The organism is Pseudomonas sp. BN415 (genome assembly GCF_029871195.1).
Taxonomy (GTDB): domain Bacteria; phylum Pseudomonadota; class Gammaproteobacteria; order Pseudomonadales; family Pseudomonadaceae; genus Metapseudomonas; species Metapseudomonas resinovorans.
Map to the genome: position 1 here is coordinate 62,750 of NZ_SSOK01000053.1, position 25,452 is coordinate 88,201.

General features: G+C 61.7%; 27 protein-coding genes and 1 tRNA gene. 18 read left to right on the forward strand and 10 right to left on the reverse strand.

Annotated elements, in window-relative coordinates; genetic code table 11:
- Positions 1-3: 3 nt before the first annotated feature.
- Positions 4-1,680, reverse strand: a complete 1,677-nt coding sequence (locus E8F20_RS13415) for a DUF1302 domain-containing protein (RefSeq protein ID WP_348529625.1) — start codon at positions 1,678-1,680, stop codon at positions 4-6.
- Positions 1,681-1,701: 21 nt separating this feature from the next.
- The gene (locus E8F20_RS13420; protein WP_280284151.1) at positions 1,702-3,126 is read right to left on the reverse strand and encodes a DUF1329 domain-containing protein; all 1,425 of its coding nucleotides are present in this window, start codon (positions 3,124-3,126) and stop codon (positions 1,702-1,704) included.
- A gap of 434 nt (positions 3,127-3,560) precedes the next feature.
- On the opposite strand from E8F20_RS13420, the gene E8F20_RS13425 reads away from it, so the two are divergent.
- From E8F20_RS13425 to E8F20_RS13505, 17 genes are all read left to right on the forward strand, one after another.
- The gene (locus E8F20_RS13425; RefSeq protein WP_280284152.1) at positions 3,561-4,160 is read left to right on the forward strand and encodes a TetR/AcrR family transcriptional regulator; all 600 of its coding nucleotides are present in this window, start codon (positions 3,561-3,563) and stop codon (positions 4,158-4,160) included.
- A 417-nt stretch (positions 4,161-4,577) separates the two neighbouring features.
- Complete coding sequence (locus E8F20_RS13430) at positions 4,578-6,569, forward strand: conjugal transfer protein TraG (protein WP_280284153.1); 1,992 nt, start codon at positions 4,578-4,580, stop codon at positions 6,567-6,569.
- Complete coding sequence (locus E8F20_RS13435; RefSeq protein ID WP_280284154.1) at positions 6,566-6,988, forward strand: CopG family transcriptional regulator; 423 nt, start codon at positions 6,566-6,568, stop codon at positions 6,986-6,988. Before E8F20_RS13430 ends, E8F20_RS13435 begins: the two co-directional genes overlap by 4 nt.
- A complete protein-coding gene (trbB, locus tag E8F20_RS13440) occupies positions 6,985-7,992 on the forward strand; it encodes a P-type conjugative transfer ATPase TrbB (protein ID WP_280284155.1) in 1,008 nt (335 codons plus the stop codon). The genes E8F20_RS13435 and trbB overlap by 4 nt, the downstream gene beginning before the upstream one ends.
- Positions 7,989-8,330 (forward strand): TrbC/VirB2 family protein, encoded by a 342-nt coding sequence (locus E8F20_RS13445; RefSeq protein ID WP_280284156.1) that lies wholly within the window; start codon positions 7,989-7,991, stop codon positions 8,328-8,330. Before trbB ends, E8F20_RS13445 begins: the two co-directional genes overlap by 4 nt.
- Positions 8,327-8,599 carry a VirB3 family type IV secretion system protein gene (locus E8F20_RS13450; RefSeq protein ID WP_280284157.1) on the forward strand — a complete coding sequence of 91 codons (273 nt, stop codon included), beginning with the start codon at positions 8,327-8,329 and terminating at the stop codon, positions 8,597-8,599. The genes E8F20_RS13445 and E8F20_RS13450 overlap by 4 nt, the downstream gene beginning before the upstream one ends.
- Positions 8,600-8,610: 11 nt before the next feature.
- Entirely contained in the window at positions 8,611-11,040 is a 2,430-nt protein-coding gene (trbE, locus tag E8F20_RS13455; protein WP_280284158.1) for a conjugal transfer protein TrbE, read from the forward strand.
- Positions 11,037-11,771, forward strand: coding sequence for a P-type conjugative transfer protein TrbJ (trbJ, locus tag E8F20_RS13460; protein ID WP_280284159.1), 735 nt, complete (start codon positions 11,037-11,039; stop codon positions 11,769-11,771). Before trbE ends, trbJ begins: the two co-directional genes overlap by 4 nt.
- Positions 11,772-11,783: 12 nt before the next feature.
- Entirely contained in the window at positions 11,784-11,969 is a 186-nt protein-coding gene (locus E8F20_RS13465) for a hypothetical protein (RefSeq protein WP_280284160.1), read from the forward strand.
- Positions 11,966-13,126 carry a P-type conjugative transfer protein TrbL gene (gene trbL / locus E8F20_RS13470; RefSeq protein WP_280284161.1) on the forward strand — a complete coding sequence of 387 codons (1,161 nt, stop codon included), beginning with the start codon at positions 11,966-11,968 and terminating at the stop codon, positions 13,124-13,126. The genes E8F20_RS13465 and trbL overlap by 4 nt, the downstream gene beginning before the upstream one ends.
- Positions 13,127-13,138: 12 nt before the next feature.
- Positions 13,139-13,846 (forward strand): conjugal transfer protein TrbF, encoded by a 708-nt coding sequence (gene trbF, locus E8F20_RS13475; protein ID WP_280284162.1) that lies wholly within the window; start codon positions 13,139-13,141, stop codon positions 13,844-13,846.
- On the forward strand, positions 13,843-14,829 hold the full coding sequence (gene trbG, locus E8F20_RS13480) for a P-type conjugative transfer protein TrbG (protein WP_280284163.1): 987 nt from the start codon (positions 13,843-13,845) through the stop codon (positions 14,827-14,829). The genes trbF and trbG overlap by 4 nt, the downstream gene beginning before the upstream one ends.
- A 2-nt stretch (positions 14,830-14,831) precedes the next feature.
- Entirely contained in the window at positions 14,832-16,094 is a 1,263-nt protein-coding gene (locus tag E8F20_RS13485) for a TrbI/VirB10 family protein (RefSeq protein WP_280284164.1), read from the forward strand.
- Entirely contained in the window at positions 16,091-16,324 is a 234-nt protein-coding gene (locus tag E8F20_RS13490; protein WP_280284165.1) for a DUF2274 domain-containing protein, read from the forward strand. Before E8F20_RS13485 ends, E8F20_RS13490 begins: the two co-directional genes overlap by 4 nt.
- 93 nt (positions 16,325-16,417) lie before the next feature.
- Positions 16,418-16,696 (forward strand): type II toxin-antitoxin system RelE/ParE family toxin, encoded by a 279-nt coding sequence (locus E8F20_RS13495; protein WP_280284166.1) that lies wholly within the window; start codon positions 16,418-16,420, stop codon positions 16,694-16,696.
- 17 nt (positions 16,697-16,713) lie between these two features.
- Positions 16,714-17,001 (forward strand): HigA family addiction module antitoxin, encoded by a 288-nt coding sequence (locus E8F20_RS13500; protein ID WP_003108490.1) that lies wholly within the window; start codon positions 16,714-16,716, stop codon positions 16,999-17,001.
- 44 nt (positions 17,002-17,045) lie between these two features.
- Positions 17,046-17,219: a hypothetical protein gene (locus E8F20_RS13505; protein ID WP_280284167.1), complete on the forward strand. Its 174-nt coding sequence runs from the start codon at positions 17,046-17,048 to the stop codon at positions 17,217-17,219.
- Between the two features lie 116 nt (positions 17,220-17,335).
- Here the strand turns inward: E8F20_RS13505 and E8F20_RS13510 are convergent, their stop codons facing one another.
- The 4 genes from E8F20_RS13510 to E8F20_RS13525 form a co-directional block, all read right to left on the reverse strand.
- The gene (locus E8F20_RS13510) at positions 17,336-18,271 is read right to left on the reverse strand and encodes a nucleotidyl transferase AbiEii/AbiGii toxin family protein (RefSeq protein ID WP_280284168.1); all 936 of its coding nucleotides are present in this window, start codon (positions 18,269-18,271) and stop codon (positions 17,336-17,338) included.
- Positions 18,255-19,076: a type IV toxin-antitoxin system AbiEi family antitoxin domain-containing protein gene (locus E8F20_RS13515; RefSeq protein WP_280284344.1), complete on the reverse strand. Its 822-nt coding sequence runs from the start codon at positions 19,074-19,076 to the stop codon at positions 18,255-18,257. The genes E8F20_RS13510 and E8F20_RS13515 overlap by 17 nt, the downstream gene beginning before the upstream one ends.
- A 124-nt stretch (positions 19,077-19,200) precedes the next feature.
- Positions 19,201-20,409, reverse strand: coding sequence for a hypothetical protein (locus E8F20_RS13520; protein WP_280284169.1), 1,209 nt, complete (start codon positions 20,407-20,409; stop codon positions 19,201-19,203).
- Positions 20,410-20,701: 292 nt separating this feature from the next.
- Positions 20,702-20,938 (reverse strand): hypothetical protein, encoded by a 237-nt coding sequence (locus E8F20_RS13525; RefSeq protein ID WP_280284353.1) that lies wholly within the window; start codon positions 20,936-20,938, stop codon positions 20,702-20,704.
- Between the two features lie 35 nt (positions 20,939-20,973).
- Between E8F20_RS13525 and E8F20_RS13535 the strand changes: the two genes are divergently transcribed.
- A complete protein-coding gene (locus E8F20_RS13535) occupies positions 20,974-22,173 on the forward strand; it encodes a tyrosine-type recombinase/integrase (RefSeq protein ID WP_348529626.1) in 1,200 nt (399 codons plus the stop codon).
- 73 nt (positions 22,174-22,246) lie between these two features.
- On the opposite strand, the gene E8F20_RS13540 is transcribed toward E8F20_RS13535, so the two are convergent.
- From E8F20_RS13540 to pheT, 4 genes are all read right to left on the reverse strand, one after another.
- Positions 22,247-22,323, reverse strand: a tRNA-Pro gene (locus tag E8F20_RS13540).
- An 85-nt stretch (positions 22,324-22,408) separates the two neighbouring features.
- Positions 22,409-22,765: a MerR family transcriptional regulator gene (locus tag E8F20_RS13545; protein WP_028627713.1), complete on the reverse strand. Its 357-nt coding sequence runs from the start codon at positions 22,763-22,765 to the stop codon at positions 22,409-22,411.
- Positions 22,746-23,048 (reverse strand): integration host factor subunit alpha, encoded by a 303-nt coding sequence (gene ihfA / locus E8F20_RS13550; RefSeq protein WP_003282572.1) that lies wholly within the window; start codon positions 23,046-23,048, stop codon positions 22,746-22,748. Before ihfA ends, E8F20_RS13545 begins: the two co-directional genes overlap by 20 nt.
- 3 nt (positions 23,049-23,051) lie before the next feature.
- Complete coding sequence (gene pheT / locus E8F20_RS13555; protein ID WP_280284170.1) at positions 23,052-25,430, reverse strand: phenylalanine--tRNA ligase subunit beta; 2,379 nt, start codon at positions 25,428-25,430, stop codon at positions 23,052-23,054.
- Positions 25,431-25,452 lie beyond the last annotated feature (22 nt).

The following is a 25,452-nucleotide window of genomic DNA, read 5'->3' on the forward strand; positions in this document are numbered from 1 at the left end:
GCCTCACATCGAGTGCGAAATCGCCAGGCCAACGTAATCGCGATCACGCAGCATCTGGTCGTAGGGGGTGTCACCATCGTTGAACTTCGCGTAGTTCAAGCTGACCTGCCAGTTACCCGGGTTGCGCACGAAGTTCAGGTACAGGTTCATCGCGCTGGCATCGCGGGTGTAGGTCGAGTAATTCGATGGCGTGCGACCATTGCCCAGCGACTGCTGGTAGTAGATGCCCGGGGTCACCGTCCAGCCCGGGATCAGGCTGCCGTCATAGGTCAGGCTGAAGTCGAGATGGATCCCCGAGGAGGTCGCGTCGCCGTGGGCCTTGGGCGGGAACTGCGACAGGTCCTCGACCCAGGTGTTGGCCCCCGGGGCGACCAGCTCGCCGTCGTAGCTGTCATGCAGTCCTGGGTACTTCACCAACACCAGTTCCGTCAGCAGGGTGCCGGTGCTCGCCCCGGTGAACTCGAGCAAATCCGGGGAGTTGGCGTTGGTCAGGCTGTAGATGCCGGTCAGGTGCCACTGGAATTTCTTGGTGTCCTTCCAGCACTCCCCTCCCCGTCCCGAGCAAGGCGCAGGGCCGAAGGCGAGGCCGGGCAAGGGGTTGAGCGGCACCGCCTCCTTGGGTCGATAGGACAGCTCGGTACCCACGGCCCAGTCGCCAACCGGCAGGTTGGCGCTGATGCCATAGAGCATGCGGTCTTCCGGGTAGACCCAGGTGGGCGCGAAGGTGGCCTGGTCGTAGCGTGCCTGCGGCAGCTTGTCGTGATAGCGCATCACGTAGAAGCCGTAGTTGACGTCGCTGTCTTCAGGCTGCCAGCGCACCGAGAGCCCCCACTGACCGCTGTCACGGGCATCCTTGTCGTCGTACCCGTACTCTTCCATGCCCTCGCCGATCACGTTGTAGGTCGACCAGTAGCTGCCCACCGGCGGCAGTTCGCTCTTGTTCCAGCCAAACTGGTAGTAGGCCTCGACATTCACGCCGTAACCGAGCCCGGTGGCGACGCTGAGCATCGGCGCCGGCAGCACGGCTTCCTTGAGCTGCACCCCCGGGCTCGAGAGGGCCTGGAAGTCATAGGCGTTGGTGGCATTGATGCCGCCAATGGCGAACAGGCTCTCGCCCCAGTTGATCACCTGGTTACCCAGACGCGCACGCACCCGATGATCCGCCACATCGAAGCTCTTGCTTACCCACAGATCGAGCAGGCGCGCCTTGAACTTGAGCTCGTCACGCGCGTCATCGGTCAGCCCGTCGCTGCCGATATCCGAGCCCATGGCCTGCCAGAACTGGGTTTCCGCCCCCAGCGTTCCCGTGGTGTCGGTGGCGGCGAAGTCACGCTTCCAGCTGCCGCGCGCCATGAAGGTGAAGTCCTCGGGAAACTTCAACACCAGTTCGTGCACGCCCTTGATGTAGTTGGTGAACAGGTCGCCCTTGCCGTAGTTCAGGTTGCCCTGGTCACCGATCCCGGAGACGGTCGGATCCAGACATCCGCCAGGAGCGCCATGCCCGGTCGCGCCGGCGTTGATCAGGTCGCACCCTGGAGACTGGGTGCGCACCCCCATGCCCCAGCCAATGGTGGAATCGAACGAACCGCGGATATTCTCCGTCTCGAAGGTGAAGCCCATAGCCAGCGGTGCTGTGCACGCAATGACCAGACCCGATGCTTTAGAAATTATTCTTTTCATGTCGGCTCCCAAAGTTCGCAATTAGCGTTCGCTGATGGTTCGCAGGTTATCGGAGGTATAGAAGCCACGCTTCATGCGGGGATTGCCGCCGTTCTCAGTGATCCAGCGATGGTCATCCTTACCCACGCCAACCGAGGTCATGTCATACAGGTAGCGACCATCGGCCAGGTTGTACTGAACCTGGGCCTCCATATCGCAGGTACCGGTCTCATACACTGGAATGGAGAAGCCCTCACGCACCTTCCAAATTTGCCCTTGCTTGTCGTAGTCAACAGCCATGAGCCCGGTCCAGCTGTCCTCATCGATATAGAAGACTCGCTTCGGCGCCTGATGGCGCATACCCTGGCGCACAGTCGCCTCGACCACCCACACACGGTGAGCCTCGTAGCGGCGGAATTCGGGCGCGATGAAGTCTTGCTTGGCAAAATCTTCGGTCTTGGCAGACGTGTCGTAAGCACCGAAGGAGTTGTAAGGCACGATCAGCTCTTGCTTGCCGATCAGCTTCCAGTCGAAGCGATCCAGGGGACCGAAGAAGATATTGGACTCGTCGATGGTGTACTGGTTGTCCAAGCCAATTTGTGGCGCATCATAGGAATAGGCCGGCATGCGACGCACACGGCGCTGGCCAGGGAAGTAGTAGAAGGTCGTGGGCTGCTCGCCTGCCATGGCGGTAACCACTCCCGCCTGTCCAGCCAGAGACACTGGATCAAAATAAGAGAAGTAGGTCGCTGCCTCTGTGCCATCGGTTGACGAAAACAGCTTGCTCCCGCGCTCTGCCCAAGGGAAGAAAACAGTCCAATCCAATGAGGTGTTCAGCCAATCGCTGCCCGCCTTCCGCGGAGAGATCCCCGAAACCGTCTTGGTCATGTGGAAACCGACGCCGCGATAGCGCATCTTCATGTTCCACATCACTTCCGCCCCTGTGGTTGGCATAGGGAACGGAATTCCTGGCACATGTGCCTCCTTCAGCGCCAGGCCATCAGCATCAAGCGATGCGAAGCCAACATTTCTCTTGGTATTCTCCGCAACGAAGTCTGGCACCCCACAACTGCGTCGGGTGGGATAAACATCCATGCGATAGCCGGGCAACTTCTTGAGCAGCTCCAACTGCCCGGGCGACAGCCTGCTGGCGTACTGCGCAACATTGCTAGCATCAATGCTGTAGAGCGGCTTGTCATCTTTATAACGCCAGTGCTCTCCGCGAACTTGCCCGTGACTCCAGCCCACATCCTGCGCACCTGGTGCGACCCAAGCGGGAATCTCGCCATCAGCGCTCGCCGCCACCTCCCCGCCTAATGGAGTCAGCTTTGTCCCCAACAGCGCAACGTCTACTTCCGCAGCTTGAGTCGCTGTGACTACAGCTGATGCTGCTAGCCAGCCGAGCAGAAACTTGACGCCACCAAAGGTGGCGGGTCCGATGCTTGGGCGCTCAGTAACTTCTTTCATTTTGAGGGTCCTCATGGGGCTTGGATCGGCAGCTCAGCCCTCCTGGAGGGAAGGGATTTGCTGTGCCAGACTCTAGGTCACGAATGTTGGTCATGCGACCAAGTCGTATGACCAGAGCAAGGGCCATGCCACTGGGACAAGAGTATTTTTTTACCTTATTTATCAATATCTTATATTTTTTCTAACAAATGTTTTGTGATACCTTGACACCCAGACTCACCAAGCTCGCCCCACTCGAGGGCAATGGTGCGTGAATTTACGTAACACGTGTTACATTTTGGCGCACTGAGTCGGAGTCGCACACTTTCTAACGGCAAGTGAACGTCCCGTAACAGTGGAGACCACGACAGCAATGGCGGGGGTTAGGTAGCATCTCCAGCGCTAATACCAAACCATGTTGATATAAGCATCACCGCTCAAGGGAGATAAGCCAAATGGCTAGAATAGGTGCTGACCTGCGGAGACAGGACTTCGTAAAAGCGGCAATCAATGTGATTGCAGAGCATGGCGTCGCAAATGCAACAACTCGGCGAATTGCTGCCGCCGCGAACGCCCCACTAGCATCCTTGCACTATGTTTTTCACACCAAAGACGACCTGTTCTACGCCGTATACGAGTCGCTGTTCAACCTTCCTCAACAAGCACTAGAACTAGTCGAGGCGGGCTCCACTCCTGCCGAGACGGTAACCCGGATGTTGCGACAAACAATCGATTGGTTCATTGAAAACCCCGCGATGGCCAGAGCCCAATCCGAACTCTTCCTATGGACGATGCGCAATAATCCAGAGATGACAAATAGGATTTACTCGGTCGGCATTAGCGTCACCGAAAACTCCATGTCACTTGCCATTGGCAAAAAGATAGATAAGACCACAGTGAATGACATTAGCCGCCTTGTCGTTCAACTGTTCGACGGACTGATACTGTCCTGGTTCGCTCATGGAGACCCAGAGCGACTTGAGGAAGAAACCGAAACAGCCTGCCGAGCGCTGAGCCTATTTGTAAGTTCTATCGAGGATAAAACTGCCTTATAACTACCACTCACTGAGGCTAAGAGCCACTCCAGCATCCTGCTGCTTAAGTCGGCCTGATGCGACTGCACTGACACCAAATCCCTGACTGCAGACCGCTGAAACCATTCGCGATGACCTGATCGCCTGGCCGAAGGCCTTGAAATGTAAGCGTCGGCAATCTCGTCTCGACAGCCGTCAGCAGCACGATGCCATCCTTCTCTAGCTGTTTGAGCTGTTGGATCAACATCTTCTGGTTGATCCCTCAAAGTATGCCTCTCCCTGCCGAAATCATCCGTCAGCCTCCGAAACCTGAACTGTTCTCTTAACACTCTTAATCATCCCCGAAACGGTCTTTGACCCCTCCTCCCCCATTACCGAACCTCTCGCCCGCGGCACATCGGCGTGCCGTGCGTTTTGCCAGGGAGGTTGGGTTCAGGGATGCATGCGACGACGGTGCTGTATGGCCAAGTGCTGGTGGTGTTGGCCATCACCCTTTCCGGGGTATGGGGTGCCACGCAGTGGACGGCGGCCGCGCTCGGCTACCAGGCCCACCTGGGGGCGCCCTGGTTCGAGTTGCTGGGCACGCCGGTCTATCACCCGTGGCGTCTGTTCGAGTGGTGGTTCGTCTTCGATGCCTATGCGCCGGACGTCTTCAACGTCGGCGGCAGCATTGCCGCCTGCAGCAGCCTGCTGGCATTGGTGGTGGCCATCGGCATGGCAATCTGGCGCGCGCGCCAGGCACGCCGAGTTACCACCTACGGCTCAGCGCGCTGGGCCGATGCCGATGAGGTGCGCAAGGCCGGCCTCACTCAGCCCGCGGGTGTGTTCCTCGGCCAGTTCGACGACCAGTACCTGCGTCACGAAGGCCCCGAGCATGTGCTGACCTTCGCCCCGACGCGCTCGGGCAAAGGCGTTGGCCTGGTGGTACCCACCCTGCTCTCCTGGCCGGCCTCGGCGGTCATCCACGACATCAAAGGCGAGAACTGGAGCCTGACTGCGGGATGGCGCTCGCGCTTCTCCCACTGCCTGTTGTTCAACCCCACCGACCTGGACTCGGCCGCCTACAACCCGCTGCTGGAAGTGCGTCGCGGCGCCCACGAGGTGCGCGACGTGCAGAACATCGCCGATATCTTGGTCGACCCGGAGGGCGCGCTGGAGCGGCGCAACCATTGGGAGAAGACCAGCCATGCGCTGCTGGTCGGCGCCATCCTGCACGTGCTCTACGCCGGCCAGGACAAGACCCTGCGTGGTGTCGCCAACTTCCTCTCCGATCCGGCATGCACCTTCGAACTGACCCTGCACCGGATGATGACCACGCCGCACCTGGGTGATGCGCCCCATCCGGTAGTGGCCTCGGCCGCGCGCGAGGTGCTGAACAAGAGTGAGAACGAGCGTTCGGGCGTACTGTCGACGGCCATGTCCTTCCTCGGCCTTTACCGTGATCCGACGGTCGCCGAGGTCACCTCGCGTTGCGACTGGCGGATCGCCGACCTCATCTCAGCCGAGCATCCCGTATCGCTGTACCTGGTAGTACCGCCCTCGGACATCAGCCGCACCAAGCCACTGATCCGCCTGATCCTCAACCAGGTCGGCCGGCGCCTGACCGAGTCGCTCGACGGCTCCGACGGCATCGAGCGCCGTCACAAGCTGCTGCTGATGCTCGATGAATTTCCGGCGCTGGGACGGCTGGATTTCTTCGAAACGGCGCTGGCCTTCATGGCCGGTTATGGGGTGCGCGCGTTCCTGATCTCGCAGTCGCTGAACCAGATCGACAAGGCCTACGGCCAGAACCACTCGATCCTCGACAACTGCCATGTGCGGGTGACCTTCGCCACCAACGACGAACGCACCGCCAAGCGCATCTCCGAGACCCTGGGCACTGCCACCGAGTTGCGCGCGCAGCGCAACTACGCCGGCCACCGTCTGGCGCCCTGGCTGGGCCACCTGATGGTGTCGCGCCAGGAAACCGCCCGCCCGCTGCTGACCCCGGGCGAGGTGATGCAGCTGCCCAGCGACGAGGCCGTGGTGATGCTCTCGGGCCTGGCGCCGATCCGGGCGAAGAAGCTGCGCTACTTCACCGACGCCAACTTCCAGAGCCGGGTACTGACGGCGCCGCGCTTGCAGCCGGGCCGCTATGCCGATGCACCGGCGCCACGCGCAGACGACTGGAGCAGCCTGGTCGTGCCGGCAGCCGTTGGCGCGTCGCCGGCCGGGCTGACTGACGACGAGACCGTCGAGGACGGCAGCCTGCGCCGTCAGCCCGAGCTCGCGGAACTCGCCCAGTTGCCGGATCACGACGAGATGGCCAGCGATCTGCTGCTGCTCGACGAGGACGACGTCCCAGCGCCCTTCCCCTCTCAGCCGGACCCACGCCTGCAGCGCATGGCGCGGCTGGCCGCCCTCGACCCTGACGATGGAATAGCCCTATGAGCCGAGCCCGCCTCAACCTGTTTATCCAACCCGAGCATGCCAAGCGCCTGAACGAACTGGCGATCACCAAGGGCGTGTCGAAGTCCTCGATCATCGCCGCGGCCCTTGCCTCCTGGCTGTCGCCCGAGTCCGGCGAGCAGCGCGAGGTGGCCATTGCCAAACGCCTGGACCGGCTGTCACGTCAGTTCGAACGCCTGGAGCGCGACCAGCACATCCTGATCGAAACCGTGGCGCTGTACGTGCGCTACTACCTCACGGTGAGCACGCCGGTGCCTGAGGCGCATCAGGAGGCGGCGCGCGCGCAGGGCAAGCTGCGCTTCAGCCAATTCGTCGAGCAACTGGGGCGTCACCTGCAGCGCGGACGCAGCCTGGTCAGGGACGTGCAGGAAGAGGTTCAGGCCACTGGAGAGCGCCTATGAACTGCTCCTCTTCCATCGTGCTGAGCGCGACGGCGACTTCCCTGGATCGCCGCACGCGCATGCTGCGCACGGCGATGGGTCCGCTGATCGCTGCCGCCCTGGATGATCCTGACGTGGTCGAGGTAATGCTCAACCCCGACGGCGTGCTCTGGCTGGATCGCCTGTCAGTCGGCCGCGCCCGGTTGGGCACACTGGCGGCGGCCGACGGCGAGCGGATCATCCGCCTGGTGGCCGCGCATGTCGGGGCGGAGGTGCATCGTGGCCGGCCGTTGCTGAGCGCCGAGTTGCCGGAAACCGGCGAACGCTTTGAGGGCGTACTGCCGCCGGTGGTGGCCGGGCCGACCTTCGCCCTGCGCAAGCGTGCCGCCGGGGTCATCCCGCTGCAACAGTACGTCGCCGACGGCATCCTAAGCGCGGCGCAAGCCGAATACCTGCGCGTGGCCGTTCACGAGCGGCAGAACATCCTGGTGGCCGGCGGCACCAGCAGCGGCAAGACCACCCTGGCCAACACGTTGCTGGCCGAGGTGGCCGGTAGTGGTGACCGCGTGCTGGTGCTGGAGGACACGGTCGAGCTGCAGTGCCCGGCCTTCGATCACGTCGCCCTGCGCACCAAGCCTGGCGTGGTGTCCATGGCCGACCTAGTGCGCAGCACGCTGCGCCTGCGCCCAGACCGCGTGGTGGTCGGCGAGGTGCGCGGCGGCGAGGCACTGGATCTGGTCAAGGCCTGGGGCACTGGCCATCCCGGTGGCATAGCCACCATCCACGCTGGTTCCGCCCAGGGCGCGCTGCTGCGTCTGGAGCAACTGATCCTGGAGGTCGCCTTGGCCGCGCCGCGGGCGCTGATCGCCGAGGCGATCAACCTGGTGGTGTTCCTCGCCGGGCGCGGCCGAGCGCGCCATGTCCAGCAGATCGCCCGCGTCATCGGCCATGACGAGCGCGGCTACCAACTCAGCTCCCTCGACACCCTCCTTCGCTCCTCCTCTGCCTCGGGAAATCAGCCATGACTGCCCTCCATGCTTTCGCTGTTTATCGTCGCCGCGTCGTCAGTGCCTTGATGCTCGGCGCCCTCTGCCTGGGCGCTTCCCTGCCCGTGCTCGCCGCCGGTTCCGGCATGCCCTGGGAGGGACCGCTGCAAGCAGTCCTCGAATCCGTACAGGGCCCGGTGGCGCGCATCATCGCGGTGATCATCATCATTACCACCGGCCTGACGCTGGCCTTCGGCGACACCAGCGGCGGCTTTCGCAAGCTGATCCAGATCGTCTTCGGCCTGTCGATCGCCTTCGCCGCGTCGTCCTTCTTCCTCAGCTTCTTCAGCTTCGCCGGCGGGGCGGTGGTCGCATGAACGGCGAACGTACTCTCATCCCCGGTTTCGAAGTGCCGCTGCACCGCGCACTGACCGAGCACATCCTGCTCGGCGGCGCGCCACGCAACGTGGCCATCCTCAACGGCACCCTCGCGGCGGTGGTCGGCCTGGGCCTGCAGCTATGGATTCCGGGCCTGGCGCTCTGGCTGGTCGGCCACTCGCTGGCCGTCTGGGGCGCCCGCCTGGATCCGCAGTTCCTGCAGGTGTTCGCCCGGCATATCAAGCAGCCCCCGCTGCTGGACGTGTGAGGAGCGCTGCCATGCTGAACCTCACCGAATATCAGCGCCGCCCCGCCCAGCTCGCCGACTGGCTGCCCTGGGCCGGCCTGGTCGCCCCCGGCGTCGTGTTGAACAAGGACGGTTCATTCCAGCGCAGCTTGCGCTTTCGTGGGCCGGACCTGGACAGCGCCACCCAAGGCGAACTGGTAGCCACCTCGGCGCGCCTGAACAATGCCCTGCGTCGCCTCGGCTCGGGCTGGGCGCTGTTTGTCGAGGCCGAGCGCCTGGCGGCAGCCGACTACCCTGACAGCGACTTTCCCGAGCCATTGTCCTGGCTGGTGGACGAGGAGCGCCGCGCTACCTTCGAGGCCCAGGGCTGCCACTTCGAGAGCAGTTATCACCTGACACTGCTCTACCTGCCGCCGGAGGAGTCGCGCTCTCGCGCCGCCGGCCTGCTCTACGAGCACCGGCCGCAGCGCGGCGTCGACTGGCGCGAACGGCTGACGAACTTCGTCGCCGAGACGGATCGTTTCTTCGACTTGCTGGACGGGGTGATGCCGGAACTCGCCTGGCTCGACGACAGCCAGACGCTGACCTACCTGCATGCCACGGTTTCGACTCACCGCCAGCGGCTGGTCGTGCCCAAGGTGCCCTTCCACCTCGATACCCTGCTGGCCGACAGTCCGCTGACCACCGGCCTGGCGCCGCGCCTCGGCGAGCAGCATCTGCGCGTGCTGTCGGTACGCGGCTTCCCCACCTCGACCTGGCCCGGCGTGCTGGACGACCTCAACCGCCTGGGCTTCGCCTATCGTTGGTCGACCCGTTTCATCTGCCTGGACAAGGACGAGGCCGAGAAGGAACTGGTGCGCCTGCGCCGGCAGTGGTTCGCCAAGCGCAAGGGCGTCCTTGCGTTGCTGCGCGAAGCGATCTTCCAGCAGGAAAGCCCACTGCTCGACAGCGACGCTGCGAACAAGGCCAGCGACGCCGACGCGGCGCTGCAGGAGCTTGGCGCCGACCAGGTCGCCTTCGGCTATGTGACGGCCACCGTGACGGTGAGCGATGCCGACGCCCAGGTCGCTGACGAGAAGTTGCGACTGGTGGAGCGGGTGATCCAGGGACGCGGCTCCGTCACACTTGCCGAGAGCCTCAACGCCGTGGAGGCCTGGCTGTCGTCCATCCCCGGCAACGTCTACGCCAATGTCCGCCAGCCGCTTATCTCCACGCTCAATCTGGCGCACCTGATACCGGTCTCAGCAGTCTGGGCTGGCGCGGCACGCAACGAACATCTGGATGGCCCGCCATTGGTAATCACCCGCACCGATGGCGCAACACCGTTTCGCCTGGTTACCCACGTTGGCGATGTCGGCCACACGCTGGTGGCCGGCCCCACGGGCATGGGCAAATCGGTGCTGCTGGCGACCTTGGCCCTGCAGTTTCGACGCTACCCGGGCTCGCGCCTTTTTCTGTTCGATATGGGGCGCTCGCTGCGCGCGACGGTGCTGGGCCTGGGTGGCGAGCACTACGACCTCGGCGGCGACGGCGACCTGGCCTTCCAGCCTCTCGCGCGCATCGATCAGCCGGGGTACCGAACCTGGGCCGCCGAGTGGCTGGAGGCTCGCCTGCTGCAGGAGGGCGTGGCCGTCGGCCCTGAGCAGAAAGCCGCGCTGTGGACGGCGCTGGACAGCCTGGCCGGCGCCCCGGAGACGCAGCGCACGCTGACCGGCTTGTCCGTGCTGCTACAGGACAACGCCCTGCGCCAGGCACTGCAACCCTACGTGCTGGGCGGCGCCCATGGCCCGTTGCTGGATGCCGATCAGGATCGGCTGGGCAGCGCCGACGTGCAGTGCTTCGAGATGGAGGAACTGATGCACAGCAAGGCGGCGGTGGCCGCCGTGCTGAGCTACCTGTTCGCCCGTTTCGAGGAGCGCTTCGACGGCGCGCCGACCCTGCTGATCCTCGACGAAGCATGGCTGTTTCTCGACGATCCGCTATTCGCCGCGCGCATCCGCCAGTGGCTCAAGACCCTGCGCAAGAAGAACGTCAGCGTCATCTTCGCCACCCAGTCGCTGGCCGATATCAAGGACTCCAGCATCGCTGCGGCAATCATCGAGAGCTGCGCCAGCCGCATCTTCCTGCCCAACCCGCAGGCGGGAGAGCCTCAGATCCGAGGCATCTACCAAAGCTTCGGCCTCAACGACCGGCAGATCGAGATCATCGCCCAGGCCACGCCCAAGCGTGATTACTACTACCAGTCGCGCCTGGGCAACCGCCTGTTCGACCTCGACCTGGGGCCGGTGGCGCTGGCCTTCGCCACCTCGGCCAGCCCGGCCGAGCAGCGCGAGATCGACCGCATCCAACAGTCGTCCGGCGCCGCCGGTTTCGCCCCTGCCTGGCTGCGTCACCGCGGCCTGGACTGGGCCGCCGACCTGCTAACCGCTTATCCCTCGTCACTCAAGGAGTGTCTGCCATGAGATCCCCTGTCCACCATTTCCCCAGCGCGACGCTGCTGGTGCTTGCTCTCCTGGCTGTGAAACCGGCCAACGCCTTCACCGTAATTGATCCGACCAACTTGGTGCAGAACACGCTGACTGCGGTGCGCACCCTGGAGATGGCAAACAACCAGGTTCGCCAGTTACAGAACGAGACCCAGATGCTGCTGAACCAGGCACGTCACCTGCAGCGCCTGGACTACAACGTGGTCAGCCAGTTACGCGCGAGCTTGGCCAATACCGAGCGGCTGCTCGCCGAAGCACGAGGGCTGTCCTACGAAGTGCAGCGCCTGGATCAGGAGTTCAGCCGACTCTACCCGAACGAGTACACCGGCGACGTCAGCAGCCAACGCCTGGCAGAAGAAGCACGCGAACGCTGGCAGCAGGGCCTCGATGGGCTGCATACGGCGCTGCGCGTGCAGGTTCAGGTGACACAGAGCCTGGCCGAGGATGAAAGCGCCTTGGCCGCTCTGGTGCAGCAGAGCCAGTCCGCTGGTGGCGCCTTGCAGGCTGCCCAGGCTACCAACCAGTTGCTGGCCCTGCAGGCCAAGCAGTCGATCCAGGCGCAGCAACTGCAGATCACCCAGAACCGCGCCGTCGCCTTGGAGCTCGCCCGTCAGGCTGCCGCGGCCGAGGAGGCACGGGAACGGCGGCGTCGCTTTATGGGTAACGGCACGCCCTATACCCCCTACCCCGTGCAGTTCTATCGGTAGGGAGGCGACTCCATGAGATTCCTGGCACTGCTGCCGCTGCTGGTGCTGGTCGCCTGTGGACAGGGCGACAACGGGGTCATTGCTCGGCAAGACGATGCGACTGAGCGCTTCTACTCCGGCTGTGCTCGGCCCGGCGAGTTTCTGCGGCTTACCGACTTGCCCGCGATCCCGCCGAGCTTCGACGAGGACGCGCAATGAACGACGTCAGCGTGATCGACCGTTTCCTCGAGGTGTTCGGGCTGTATATCGACACCGGCTTCGGCCTGCTCGGCGGTGAGGTGGCCTTTCTCACCATGACCCTGGTGGTGATCGACATGACCCTGGCCGGGCTGCTCTGGGCCATGGGTGGTGAGGATGTCAGCGCCAAGCTGATCCGCAAGACCCTCTATGTCGGTGCCTTCGCCTTCATCATCGGCAACTTCAATGCCCTGGCGAAGATCGTCTTCAACTCCTTCGCCGGGTTGGGTCTGCTGGCCTCAGGTTCCGGGCTGAGTCATGCGGAGTTTCTGCAGCCAGGGCGATTGGCCGCGATTGGGGTTGATGCGGGAGGGCCGCTGCTTGAGCAGATCAGCAAGCTCAGTGGATTTCCCGAAGTTTTCAGCAACCTGCACAGCATTCTGGTGCTGTTTCTGGCCTGGCTGGTGGTGATCGTCAGTTTTTTCTTCCTGGCCATTCAGCTGTTCGTGACCTTGGTCGAATTCAAGCTGACCACCCTCGCCGGCTTCGTGCTGGTGCCCTTCGCGCTGTGGAACAAGACCGCTTTTCTCGCCGAGAAGGTGCTGGGCAATGTGGTGGCGTCCGGCATCAAGGTGCTGGTGCTGGCCGTGATCGTCGGCATTGGCAGCGGGTTGTTCGCCGAGGTCCAGGCCGTGCCGGACGAGCCCTCCATCGACCATGCACTGGTGGTCATGCTCGCCTCGCTGGCCCTGCTGGGCCTGGGAATCTTCGGCCCGGCCATTGCCACCGGCCTGGTTTCCGGCGCACCGCAACTGGGTGCTGGTGCAGCAGCCGGTACCGCGCTCGGCGCGGCGGGCATGGCTGCTGGTGCTGCTGCAGTCGCCGCAGGTGTCGGGGGCGCGGTATTGGCCGGCGCCCGTATGGCACCCGGTGCAGCACGCTTGGCAATGGGCGGCGCTCGCTCTCTGGCAGGTGCCCCCTCCGGCGCAGCAGCAGGTGGCGCCCCCGCAGCTTCCGATCCTGCAACTGCTCCAGCCAAACAGCCCGACTGGGCCAGGCGCCTGCAGCGCAGGCAGCAACTCTCACAGGCCACCAGCACGGTCGCTCACACCCTGCGTGGTGGCGATGGCGGTGGTTCATCACCAGGGCCGCAGATTCGCGACCCATCGAATTCGTAAAGGAGGACGAAGATGCGATTCAGACGCCCACGGGTGCGCTACAGCGACACCCCTCAACCTGTCACCCCTTACCAGACCGCGGCACAGGCCTGGGACCTGCGCATGGGCAGCAGCCTGGCGCAGGCACGCAACTGGCGACTGATGGCCTTCGGTTGTCTGGGCCTGGCGCTGCTGATGGCTGGCGGACTGGTCTGGCGTTCGGCGCAGTCAACGGTGACGCCCTACGTGGTGGAGGTCGACAACCTCGGCCAGGTGCGCGCCGTCGGCGAAGCCGCCAGTCCCTACCAGCCCCAGGATGCGCAAATCGCCCATCACCTGGCGCGCTTTATCGAGCAGGTGCGCTCGCTATCGATCGATCCGGTGGTGGTGCGGCAGAACTGGCTGGAGGCCTATCACTCCACCACTGACCGCGGCGCGGCCACCCTCAACGACTATGCCCGCGCCAACGATCCCTTCAGCCGGGTCGGCAAGGAGTCGGTATCGGTTGAGGTCACCAGCGTGGTGCGTGTCAGCGATAGCTCGTTCCAGGTGCGCTGGATCGAACGCCGTTTCGTGAACGGTTCGGCCGCCGGCCTGGAGCGCTGGACCGCGGTGATCTCGGTGGTACTGCAGCCTCCGCGCACCGAGGAAAAGCTGCGCCGCAACCCGCTCGGCATCTACGTCAACGGCCTGTCCTGGAGCCGTGAGCTGGACACTATGGAAGGAGCCAAGAAACCATGAGAACTACCCAGAGCATTTACATCTGCCCTCTGCTGCTGAGCGTGCTGGCCGGCTGCGCCAGCCAGGAACCGCCAGTGATCGCGCTGGATGAACCAGTAGAAGCGCAGCGCCTGCCGGAGCCGCCCAAGCCCATCGAGGTAGTGGAAGTGCCCAAGCCCCTGGCCCTGCCCGCCCAGCTCAAGCCACTGCCGGAAACTCAGCACAGCAAGCCGGCCAAGAAGCCGGCCGATGAGCGCGAGCGGGTCTCGCGTGCCAATCGCGACGCCCGCGTGGCTCCGAGTCGCGAGGGCTATATCAACGCCATCCAGGTATGGCCCTACTCCGATGGAGCGCTGTATCAGGTGTACGCCAGCCCGGGCCGGTTGACCGCAATCAACCTGCAGCCCGGCGAGGAGCTGATCACCGTAGCCGCTGGCGACACCGTGCGCTGGATCGTCGGCGACACCACCAGCGGAAGCGGAGACGAGCTACGCACCAGCGTGCTGATCAAGCCGACGCGGGTCGATCTCAAGACCAACCTGATGATCACTACCACGCGTCGCACCTACCTGATCGAGCTGAGTTCCACCGAAAACGCCTGGATGGCTTCGGTGTCCTGGGACTATCCGAAGGATCGCATGCTCGCCCTGCAACACCGCGCCAGCACCGCCCGGGCCGCGGCGCCGGTGGATGCCGGCCTGGCGCTGGAGCAGCTGCGCTTTCGTTATGCAATCAGCGGCAGCAATCCGCCCTGGAAACCGCTGCACGCCTTCGACGACGGCCGCAAGGTGTATATCCAGTTCCCCGCCGGTATCGCCCAAGGCGAGCTGCCGCCGCTGTTCGTAATTGGCCCCGAAGGTGACGGACAGCTGGTCAACTATCGTTTCCGCTCGCCCTACTACATCGTCGACCGCCTGTTCGGCGCGGCCGAGCTGCGCCTGGGTGCCGACAAGGGTGACGTGGTGCGGATCGAGCGCACCGATGGCGTGGCACGGAGGCGCTGAGCATGACGGGTAAGGACAACGACCAAAACGCGGCAACCTCGCTACCGACCAAGGAGGCGCCTGAGTCGCTGGAGCTGCGCGCCAAGCCTCGCCCTGTCACCCGCCTCAACCCACGCATGCTGGCGGTAGTGGTGGGTAGCCTATCGGCTGCGGTACTTGGAGCCATGCTGTGGTCGCTGCAACCGCAACAGCGCCGCCAGGGCGCCGAGCCGAACGAGCTGTACAACGTCGACCGCGTAGCGCGCTCCGAGGGGCTGGAGCAGTTGCCGGCTGACTACTCGCAACTGCCGCCTCCCCCTGCACCCGAGGTACCGCAACTGGGCCCACCGCTGCCCGGTGATCTGGGCGGGCCAATCCTCAGGGCGGAGCAGCAGGCGCAAGGTTATGGACATGGGCCAGATACCGCCGAAGCTGAGCGCCTTGCCGTGCTCAAGGAAGCTGAGGAAGCAGCGCAGTCCTCGGTGTTTTTCCAGACCACCAGCGCGCGGAAATCGAATATCGCATCTGGTGGTGGCGCTCAACTCGATTCCCCGGCTCTGGGTATGGCTTCGTCAGGCGCAGTAGCCACCGCAGGAACACCAACGCAGCAGGAGCGGAACGAGGCGCTTCTCAGTAAATCCGTAAACGCACAAATCCGTAATTCCGGATTGCTGCAGATGCCTGAGTCGCCTTACCAGGTGATGGCCGGCACCGTCATCCCGGCAGCACTGGTAACCGGCATCAAGTCGGATCTACCCGGCGACGTGATCGCCACAGTGACCGAGCCGGTCTACGACAGTGCCACCGGTCAGCACGTGCTGATTCCCCAGGACTCGCGCCTGCTGGGCCGCTACAACAGCCAGGTGAGCTACGGACAAAGCCGCGTGCAGGTGGTGTGGCAGCGAGTGATCCTGCCGGACACCTCGTCTTTCCAGCTCGACAACCTGGTCGGTACCGACGCCGCCGGCTATGCCGGTCTCGAGGATGGCGTCGACTGGCATTGGGATCGGATCGTCGCCGGCGCGGCCATGACCAGCCTGCTGGGCATAGGAGCCGAGTTGGCGGCACCGACCAGTCGCACCGATGGCAACCGCATCATAATCGCCGGACGCGACAGCCTGCAGGACACGGTGAATCAGGTCGGCCAGGAGGTCACCCGCCGCAACCTCGACATCCAGCCCACGCTGACCCAGCGCCCTGGCCTGCCCCTGCGCGTGATCGTCAACCGCGATCTGGTGCTGCGTCCCTATCAGCCTTTCTCCACTCAACAGAGGAACCCGCAATGAGCATGACCAAGCTGCGCCTCGGCCCACTGCCGAGAACCGAGAACCTGAAGCTGACCTTCACCTGCCCGGCCAGCCTGAAGGCCGACCTTGAGCGCTACGCGGCGCTGCACTCACAGACCTACGGTGAAGAAGTCGACGCCCTGACGCTCATTCCGCACATGCTGGAGGCCTTCATGGCGAGGGATCGGGTGTTCAGGAGAACAAATACACAATCTTGCACCGGCAATTGATAAGCCTGCATCCCCTCCCAGCTGCCGTGATGACAACGGCAGAAAACCCACACACGGTTGAAAACCGTGACCTAATACATCACACTTATCGCCATGATCGTAAGCTTCCGGCACAAAGGTCTACGCATTTTCTTTGAATCTGGCTCAACCAAAGACATCCGGGCCGACCACGCAAAGCGCCTGAGCCGAATGCTGAGTTTTATGGATAGAGCCAATGAACCCGCCGACCACGACATGCCCGGTTGGCGGCTACATCCCCTCAAAGGGGAACTGGAAGAGTTCTGGTCGCTCACCGTCACTGGAAACTGGCGAGTGATCTTTCGATTCGTGGGTAGCGACATCGAGCTCGTCGACTACCTTGACTACCACTAAACAGGAGGGGGTTATCCATGACCATGTTCAACCCACCGCATCCTGGTGAAACCCTGCTTGAGGACGTGCTCCCCGAACTGGGCATCAGCATTGCCGAACTTGCCCGCCGCCTTGGTTTTGCGCGGGAATCCCTGTCTCGCATCTTGCACGGCCATGCGCCGGTCAGTCCAGATTTGGCTGTTCGCCTAGAGTTGGCTGGCATCGGCAAAGCTCGCACCTGGCTCGGAGTGCAAGCCGACTACGACCTTTGGCAAGCCAGGCATCGCGAACAGCCGCACATCGAGCGCTTTGCTGCGATTGCTTAATTCCGTATGGAAGATGACGACTGATAACGAGGGAGGCGACATCGATGAGAAAAAAGATTCTTGGGAGCAATTCAAGCCCGCTGTCGACCTTCTTCAGGAACAGCTCTGATACAGCCAAGCGCGCTGCTTATGGCGCAGCAGCTGAGCTTGCCATCGAAAGTCAGCGCAATGTACTCGAAGAAGCGAAAAGCATTCGAGAAGCCAAGGCAATAGCCTGAAGTGTTCGTCGCGCCACCGAGCGCCGCTATCCACATCCGGCTTTGAGGGATTAGCCTTTCCAGCGACGCCCACTCAGTACATGCCGAGATAACAACGGCTGGGCAGTCCGCGAACACTACCGACGATCAAACATCTCGAAGGCCGATTGCAGCTGAGAATGGTCGGAAGCCCGCTTCGTAGCTGATCGTGAAGCAAGATTCTGCAGTTTCCTTTTTATAGCAGGGAGCTCTGCTGCCTGTGGCAACTCGATCAAGTCAAAATCTGGATTTTCCATCTCGACGGACTCCAGAAATGCTCTCGACCGCGGAGTCAGCCACTCCGAAATTTGCAGAAGAAGCCTGGCGCGGTGTTCCAGCAGTATCTCTGAGCTGACAGGTGCTGCAGTCATACCACGGAAGTGGGTCTGGTATATCGCCTCGAAATCCTTGGGCTCATTGGGAACCAGCATCTCCCAGGCAGGTTTCGGGCTACAGGTCATGTAGATCAGGAAGGTTCGCCAAAGTCGCTCATCTGTGCGCGGATCGGCCAGAAGCAAACTGATATCAAACAAGTCGCGCGGATGCTGCCTCGACAATGCTGCTGCCATTTTCCCCGCATATAGATCCGCAAAGTCGAGCACCTGGATCGAGGCAAAGCCAAAGGCCTCCTGGACCTGCGGCTGGACAACCATTGTCCGCACCGGATGCACGGAACCGCGCATCACCGGAGTCGTTTCTATTTGGACTCGGGATCGTCCACGACTCACTATCAGTCTGTTTATGAAGCCACCTCTCTCTGGCGCCGATGTTTGTACCTGTAGCCTTAATGGCGCAGAGCCAAGCGCCCTTCCCAGACTTTCTAATGCATCGGAGATCTGACCAGCATCCTGCGCATAGTCCTGCATCGGCAACCAAGTCAGATCGATATCCACAGACAACCTGGGCAAGTCATGCTCGAACAGGTTGATCGCCGTCCCCCCTTTGAGGGCAAATCGTGTTTCTTTCGCCAAGGTCGGCAGAATTTCCACCAATAACTGGACTCGGTCGGTGTAGCGCTTATCCCAGGTGCTCATCAAGATCCGCCGGCAAGGTTATTTGGTAGGTTGGGTTCAAGCGACCACCGGGAACCAGGCAACGCTTTCCCTTCCCTAGATAGACGCCGTCCAACGAGAGATGATCCACCCAGGCGTGCTGGTGGCGTTCTGCGAGGGCTAGGAACAAGCGCTTGGCTTTTATGCTGGAGCAATGTCGCAGCAGCATGCTTACCCTTTGGGGACGAAGGTTGTCCGCGCCCTGCATCAGCGCATCCACTTCATAAACGAGCGACGCGTCTGACACGCCATCACACAACTCGAGGATTGCGCGCTCAGGTGTCGCGACTACGATGCGGCCGCGGTCGCCATTAGCATCCACCCACTCGAGCCCAAGCCCCCTTAGGGCTTCGTCATCCATGTCGGCCTGGAATGACAATGCCGACAGATTGAATGGGCTTTTGCCGCACAGCACCACCTCAGCCTTCAAGGGAAGTTTTTCCACCCAGCCAGGGAGGCTTCCAGGGCCATATAGAGTGACCCTCTCACGCTCGCCCAACCGCAGGTAGTGCTCGTGCCCATGCCAAGCCAAGGCAAAACGCCCGCCAACATGCAGCGGCAATCGCTCTCCTTCCTGCAGCGCGTGCACTACAGCAGCCCAGGTGAGACGTCCGCCTCGTCGTTGATATATTCCACGCGCAGGCGATTCCAGCCAGCCGCTCGCGATATATCGCGCTACCAGGTTGCTGCTGTAGCCATGAGCCTTCAACCAGCCACTGGATACCAGGTCGCTGTCGCCGAGCCCTGCAAGCAAGGAGTTTAGCTTTTCAGATTTTTGCACACTCATAGTGAGCAAAATAGAGCTTTTCTAAACCCTCAGCAAGAAGAAGGTTTAGAAAAACCAAAAAATACTCACCAATAGTGAGCAAAATTTAGTTTTTATAAACCACACAAGGAACTCTTGAACATTGCTATAGGCGCTCCCTAGGCCCCTTCCATTCCAGCAACGCCTGTAGCGGATCCAGCTCGCCAACAAGCTCACGCGCTTGGGCGAGCTTGTCCATCGCAATGCATCGCTCGGTTTCGGGCAGATTCGATACGGAGCTCTCCGCATCACTGAAAAAGGCCTGGATCCGCTTTATGTCATCCCACTGCTTGATGGCACACAGCAAGTCAGCCCTCGCCTGCTCCCTTGCCTCGTTTTGCAGTCGAATCCGCTCTCTCTCCTCACGCCGGCGAATCTGTTCCATTCCCTCCTGTTGCCGAATTCTGGCCTGCTCCTCGGCCTCCTCTACCAATCGGGCAATTACAGGCGCGGCGTCCGTGAGCTGCTGGACGATCTCATCCAATTGGCCACGTAGCGAGCCTTGCTTGGCATCCTTCCAACTCTGAGACCAATCAGTCCACGGATATGGCGAGAACGCCCTTATACATAGGCGGCCGGTCGCAAAGTCCATGCGAGTCGACCAGTTCCAGGTTGAGCTTAAGCGGCGCATTTGCTGCGACGGTATCTTGGAGGTGGGGATGTACTTGCCATCGATGTAGCGGGCCTCCAGCTCCTCAGTCATCTCAAATAACGTCAACCCAATGGCAACCGTCCCGACGAAAACCACTGTGGGCTTGGATGGTGACCACAACGCCGGATGCCGGTGCCTTGGCTTCTTGGGTGGGTGCTCATGTTCATCAAACGAGGCCCGGGCATAGATTCGGTCACTCGGTGCAAACATCACGCGATGGCCGGCAGCCTCCAGCTTGAGAAACAGCTGATTCGCCAGCTTCAGGGCAGGCTCAAGCTGAGGCTTGGTCACCACGACATCCACCAGGCGCTGCCTACCTGGCTTGAGGAATCCTTGGTCGATGACGCGCCCCTGCTCAAAGACCTCATAGGCCCCCACGACAACAGGATGCTGCCTTGATTGCGATATACGGAGCTGTTCGGGTTTGATTTTGCGCGGTACAGGTGCCTTCGGTACCGGTCGAGAAACAGCACCAAGAGCATCTCCCCTGCGCCATACCTGAAGGTCACCAGGCCCAGCCTCAGGCAAGGATGGCTGAGGACTCGGTATTCCATTCTCCAGCTTTACCCAATGCCCACGCGGCGGCCGCGGGACATTCATGCGGGTACACACGCGCGCCAAGAAGCTGGAAGAAACACTGTGGTGATCCGCGATCTTGGTCATGGGAAGCCGCCACACCTCTGCGTACATCTCCTCACGACTGACTGGGCCACCAGGACTGGAACCAGGTTGCTGGGATACCTCTTCGGAAGACACGCATCAATCCTTAAGCCTGATATCACCGTACCAGCCAACGACAGGCCATACGCCACGATCCATCAGGTCAAACCGAACCCAAACGGCTGTTGTACCAAACCCTCCGTGGCTCCCTCTACCACGTTGTTCGCCCGGCCAGCAGGGGACAGCATCTGCAGAACGGATCAGGGGCGATAAGGAGGCGATATTCATGCCCACATCATCTGAACAGATAGCCGCACGCTTGATCACCTGCCCACCCCGAATCCTGCGAGCAAGTGCCGCCCCAGCCTACCTCGGCATGTGCCGCACAGAGTTCAACAAAACCGTCCGGCCTTACGTGCGGGAATTCCGCATTGGAGTGCAAGGCATCGGCTTTGATCGCGAAGAACTGGATGCCTGGGCAGACGCCTACATCAACCGGGCCATCATTGAAAAGGAAGGTGCCAAGGGACATGATCACTCCCGCAGCGAGCGCCAAGGAGAAAAGCCATGGCGCGAAAAACCATTAGCGGCCTCTACCAAAGGAACGGGATCTGGCACATCGACAAGGTCTTCAGAGGTCAGCGAATTCAGGAAAGCACTGGATCAAGCGATAGGAAGGAGGCAGAGCAGTACCTGATACACAAGCTGGAGAAGCTCCGGGAACAGAAGATCTACGGCGTCCGCACGATCAGAACCTGGCGGGAAGCCGCTACGCGTTACCTGGTCGAGTACAAGGATCAGCCGTCGATAGGCCTCACAGCCATCTATCTGGAGCAGTTGGACCCTTATATTGGCGACCAGCCTCTGACTCATGTCGACGACGAGACCCTGGCTCCCTACATCAGGGATCGACTCAAGAGCACCAGAACCAGCGATGGCAAGTTGAAGCCTGGCGTTTCACACCGCACGGTGAACATTGCTCTGGAGCGCGTCATACGCATCCTGAACCTGTGCGCCCGAAAATGGCGTGATGAGCAGAAGCGTCCCTGGCTCGACGTTGTGCCGATGATCACCAAGCTGGAGGAGAAGAAGACGAGGCGACTCCCTTACCCTATGTCCTGGGAAGAGCAGTCGATTCTCTTCGCCGAACTGCCCGATCATTTGCGCCGCATGGCCCTGTACAAGGTCAACAGCGGCTCACGCGAGCAGGAAGTCGTTAAGCTTCGCTGGGATTGGGAGATACCGATTCCTGAGCTCAACACCAGCGTATTTCTCATACCGGCGGATTTTGGTGGCCGACATGAGAGCTCCGGGGTCAAGAACGGCGACGAGCGACTCGTGGTGCTCAACAGCGTAGCCAAGTCGGTCATCGAGGGGCAGCGCGGGCTTGATCCGGTCTGGGTGTTTCCTTATGGACAACCCGATCGAAACGGCAAGGCCACTCCGGTTCACCGGATGAACGATTCGGCATGGAAGAAGGCCAGGGTCAGAGCTGCGAAGAAATTCCAGGAGCGCTTCATGCGCCCTGCTCCACCTGGGTTTACTTCGATCCGCGTTCACGATCTGAAGCACACCTTCGGTCGAAGACTGCGAGCAGCGGGTGTGACGGAGGAAGACAGGAAGGCTCTGCTGGGCCACAAGAACGGCAGCATCACCAGTCACTATTCAGCCGCCGAGCTGGGCAAACTGATCGATGAAGCCAACAGGATTTCGGCTACCGACTCGCGTGGGCCGGCCCTGACAATTTTGAGGAGGATGGCAGGATGAAAAAAGTCCCGCAAAAGTCCCTGACACAAAAAAGCCTGGTCATCACTGACCAGGCTCTAATGTAGGGATTTGTTGGTCGGGACGGAGTGATTCGAACACTCGACCCCTTGCACCCCATGCAAGTGCGCTACCAGGCTGCGCTACGCCCCGACGTTTTGTAGCTCGCTCCGGATCACCGGAAGCGGAGCGAACTATACATTAAGCTTTTGAATTGTGGAAGGTTTTTTTGAAAACTTCACTTCCGCAATACGTGGAGGACATCCTCGAGCTCGGAGATCATCTGGCGGATGAGCTGCTTGTACTGCGTGGTGTCTTCCTTGGCTTCGTCTCCGGAGAGGCGCTGGCGCGCCCCGCCGATGGTGAAGCCTTGATCGTATAGCAGCGCCCGGATCTGCCGAATCATCAGCACATCCTGACGCTGGTAGTAGCGCCTGTTCCCGCGCCGCTTTACCGGGTTGAGCTGGGGAAATTCCTGCTCCCAGTAACGCAGCACATGGGGCTTGACTGCGCAGAGTTCACTAACTTCGCCAATAGTGAAGTAACGCTTGCCTGGAATCGGCGGTAACTCGTCGTTATGACTTGGTTCCAGCATAAGCTTCGACCCTGGCTTTGAGTTTCTGCCCTGGACGGAAAGTGACCACACGGCGAGCCGTGATCGGGATTTCCTCTCCTGTCTTCGGGTTTCGGCCAGGCCGCTGACGCTTGTCGCGCAAGTCGAAATTGCCGAACCCGGACAACTTCACCTGTTCGTTGTGCTCCAGCGCCTGACGGATTTCCTCGAAGAACAGCTCCACCAATTCCTTGGCTTCCCGTTTATTCAGGCCAAGCTCTTCATAAAGACGTTCAGCCATCTCAGCTTTCGTCAGAGCCCCCATACGCTACTTCCTTAACGTGGCATTGAACCTGTCTTCCAGCGAGGTGACGATGTTTTGCGTTGTGTTGTTCACCTCATCGTCAGTAAGAGTGCGCGATGGATGCTGCCAGGTCAAGCCGACCGCCAAGCTTTTTCTAAGCGGATCAATGCCTTTACCGTGATACACGTCAAATAGCCTGAGGTCAGTCAGCCATTCGCCAGCCGCCTCACGGATGGTGGCGAGCACCGACTCGGCGGCAACGTCGCGATCCACCAGCAGGGCGAGGTCACGGCGCACTTCAGGGAAGCGCGAAAGTTCGCTGAACTTCGGCAGCTTGCCTTGCATCACATCGGCCAGCACCAGCTCGAACATGTAGACCGGCTGATCCAGGTCCAGGGCTTTGGCGAGTTCCGGGTGCAGTGCACCGAGGAAGCCAACCAGGCGCCCTTCTCTTTCGATGCGAGCAGTCTGGCCCGGATGAAGAGCAGGATGCTCGCCCGCGACGAAGCTGAACGCACCGAGGTTGCCAGCGGCGCCGAGGATGGCCTCTACATCCGCCTTGGCATCGTAGAAGTCGATCGCGTCACGGCCATGAGCCCAGCCTTCCGGTAAACGGGAACCACACAGAACGCCAGACAGCATCGGCTCTTGCTTCAACCCTTCGAGTTGGCCAACAAAGCGCAGACCGCTTTCGAACAGGCGCACACGAGACTGCTGGCGATTGAGGTTGTGCTGCAGCGCACTGACCAGGCCCGGCCACAGCGAAGAACGCATGGCAGCCATATCAGCGGAGATGGGGTTGGCCAGCATCAGCGGCTTCACGCCCGGATTGAACAGCTCAAACAGCTTCGGATCGATGAAGCTGTAGGTAATGGCTTCGTGGTAACCGCGAGCCACCAGCAGGCGACGCAGCGCCGGCAATTCGACAGCAGCCTCGGAACGTGCGCGGGGCGCGAGGCGGGCTTGCGGGTAACGAACCGGCAGGCGGTTGTAGCCGTAGAGGCGGCCCAGCTCTTCGATCAGATCCACTTCCAGGCTGATGTCGAAGCGGTGACTCGGCACTTCAACGCGCCATTGGCCGACACCTTCAGCGGTGACCTTGAGGTCGAGGGCTGTCAGCAGACGCTCGATTTCAGCAGCATCCATATCCATACCCAGCATCTGGGTGATGCGATCGGCACGCAGGGTTACCGGCGCAACGTTCGGCAGATGCTCCTGGCTGGCGGCTTCGATGATCGGACCGGCTTCGCCGCCAACGATTTCCAGCAGCAGGCCGGTGGCGCGCTCCATGGCTTCGCGAGCGAGTAGGAAGTCGACACCACGCTCGAAGCGGTGGGACGAATCGGTATGCAGGCCGTAGGAACGTGCCTTGCCCGCAACAGCAATGGTGTCGAAGAAGGCGCTTTCCAGGAACAGATCGCAGGTCTTGTTGCTGACGCCGCTGTGCTCGCCACCCATAACGCCGGCGATGGCCAGGGCGCGGTTGTGGTCGGCGATGACCAGGGTGTCGGGACGCAGGGTGACTTCCTGGCCGTCCAGCAGGACGAGCTTCTCGCCCTCCTCCGCCATGCGTACGCGGATGCCACCATTGATTTCGGCGAGATCAAAGGCGTGCATCGGCTGGCCGAGTTCAAGCATCACGTAGTTGGTGATGTCGACTGCGGCATCGATGCTGCGCACTTCGGAGCGACGCAGGCGCTCGACCATCCAGAGCGGAGTCGGGCGGGACAGGTCGACATTGCGGATCACGCGGCCGAGATAGCGCGGGCAGGCAGCCGGTGCAGACACTTCGACCGGACGCACTTCGTCATGGGCCGGCGCAACAGCGGCAACTTGCGGACGGGTAACCGGAGTGGCATAGAGCGCACCCACTTCGCGGGCGAGGCCAGACAGGCTCAGGCAGTCGCCACGGTTCGGGGTCAAGCCCAGCTCGATGATCACGTCATCCAGGCCCAGGTAGGCACGGATGTCCTGCCCAACAGGCGCATCGGCAGCCAGTTCCATCAGGCCATCGTTTTCATCGCTGATCTGCAGTTCGGAAGCAGAACAGAGCATGCCGTTGGACTCGACGCCACGCAGCTTGGCTTTCTTGATCTTGAAGTCGCCCGGCAGTTCAGCGCCGATCATGGCGAAGGGGATCTTCAGGCCGGGGCGCACATTCGGCGCGCCACACACAACCTGCAAGGTCTCGGTGCCATTGCTCACCTGGCAAACGCGCAGCTTGTCGGCGTCCGGGTGTTGTTCGGTGCTCAGCACCTCGCCCACGACCACGCCACTGAAGGCACCGGCTACCGGAGTAACGCTGTCGACTTCAAGGCCAGCCATGGACAGACGAGCCACCAGCTCGTCGCGGGATACCTGCGGGTTTACCCAGCTCCGCAGCCATTGTTCACTGAATTTCATCCTGCTCTCCTAAGGGAATCGG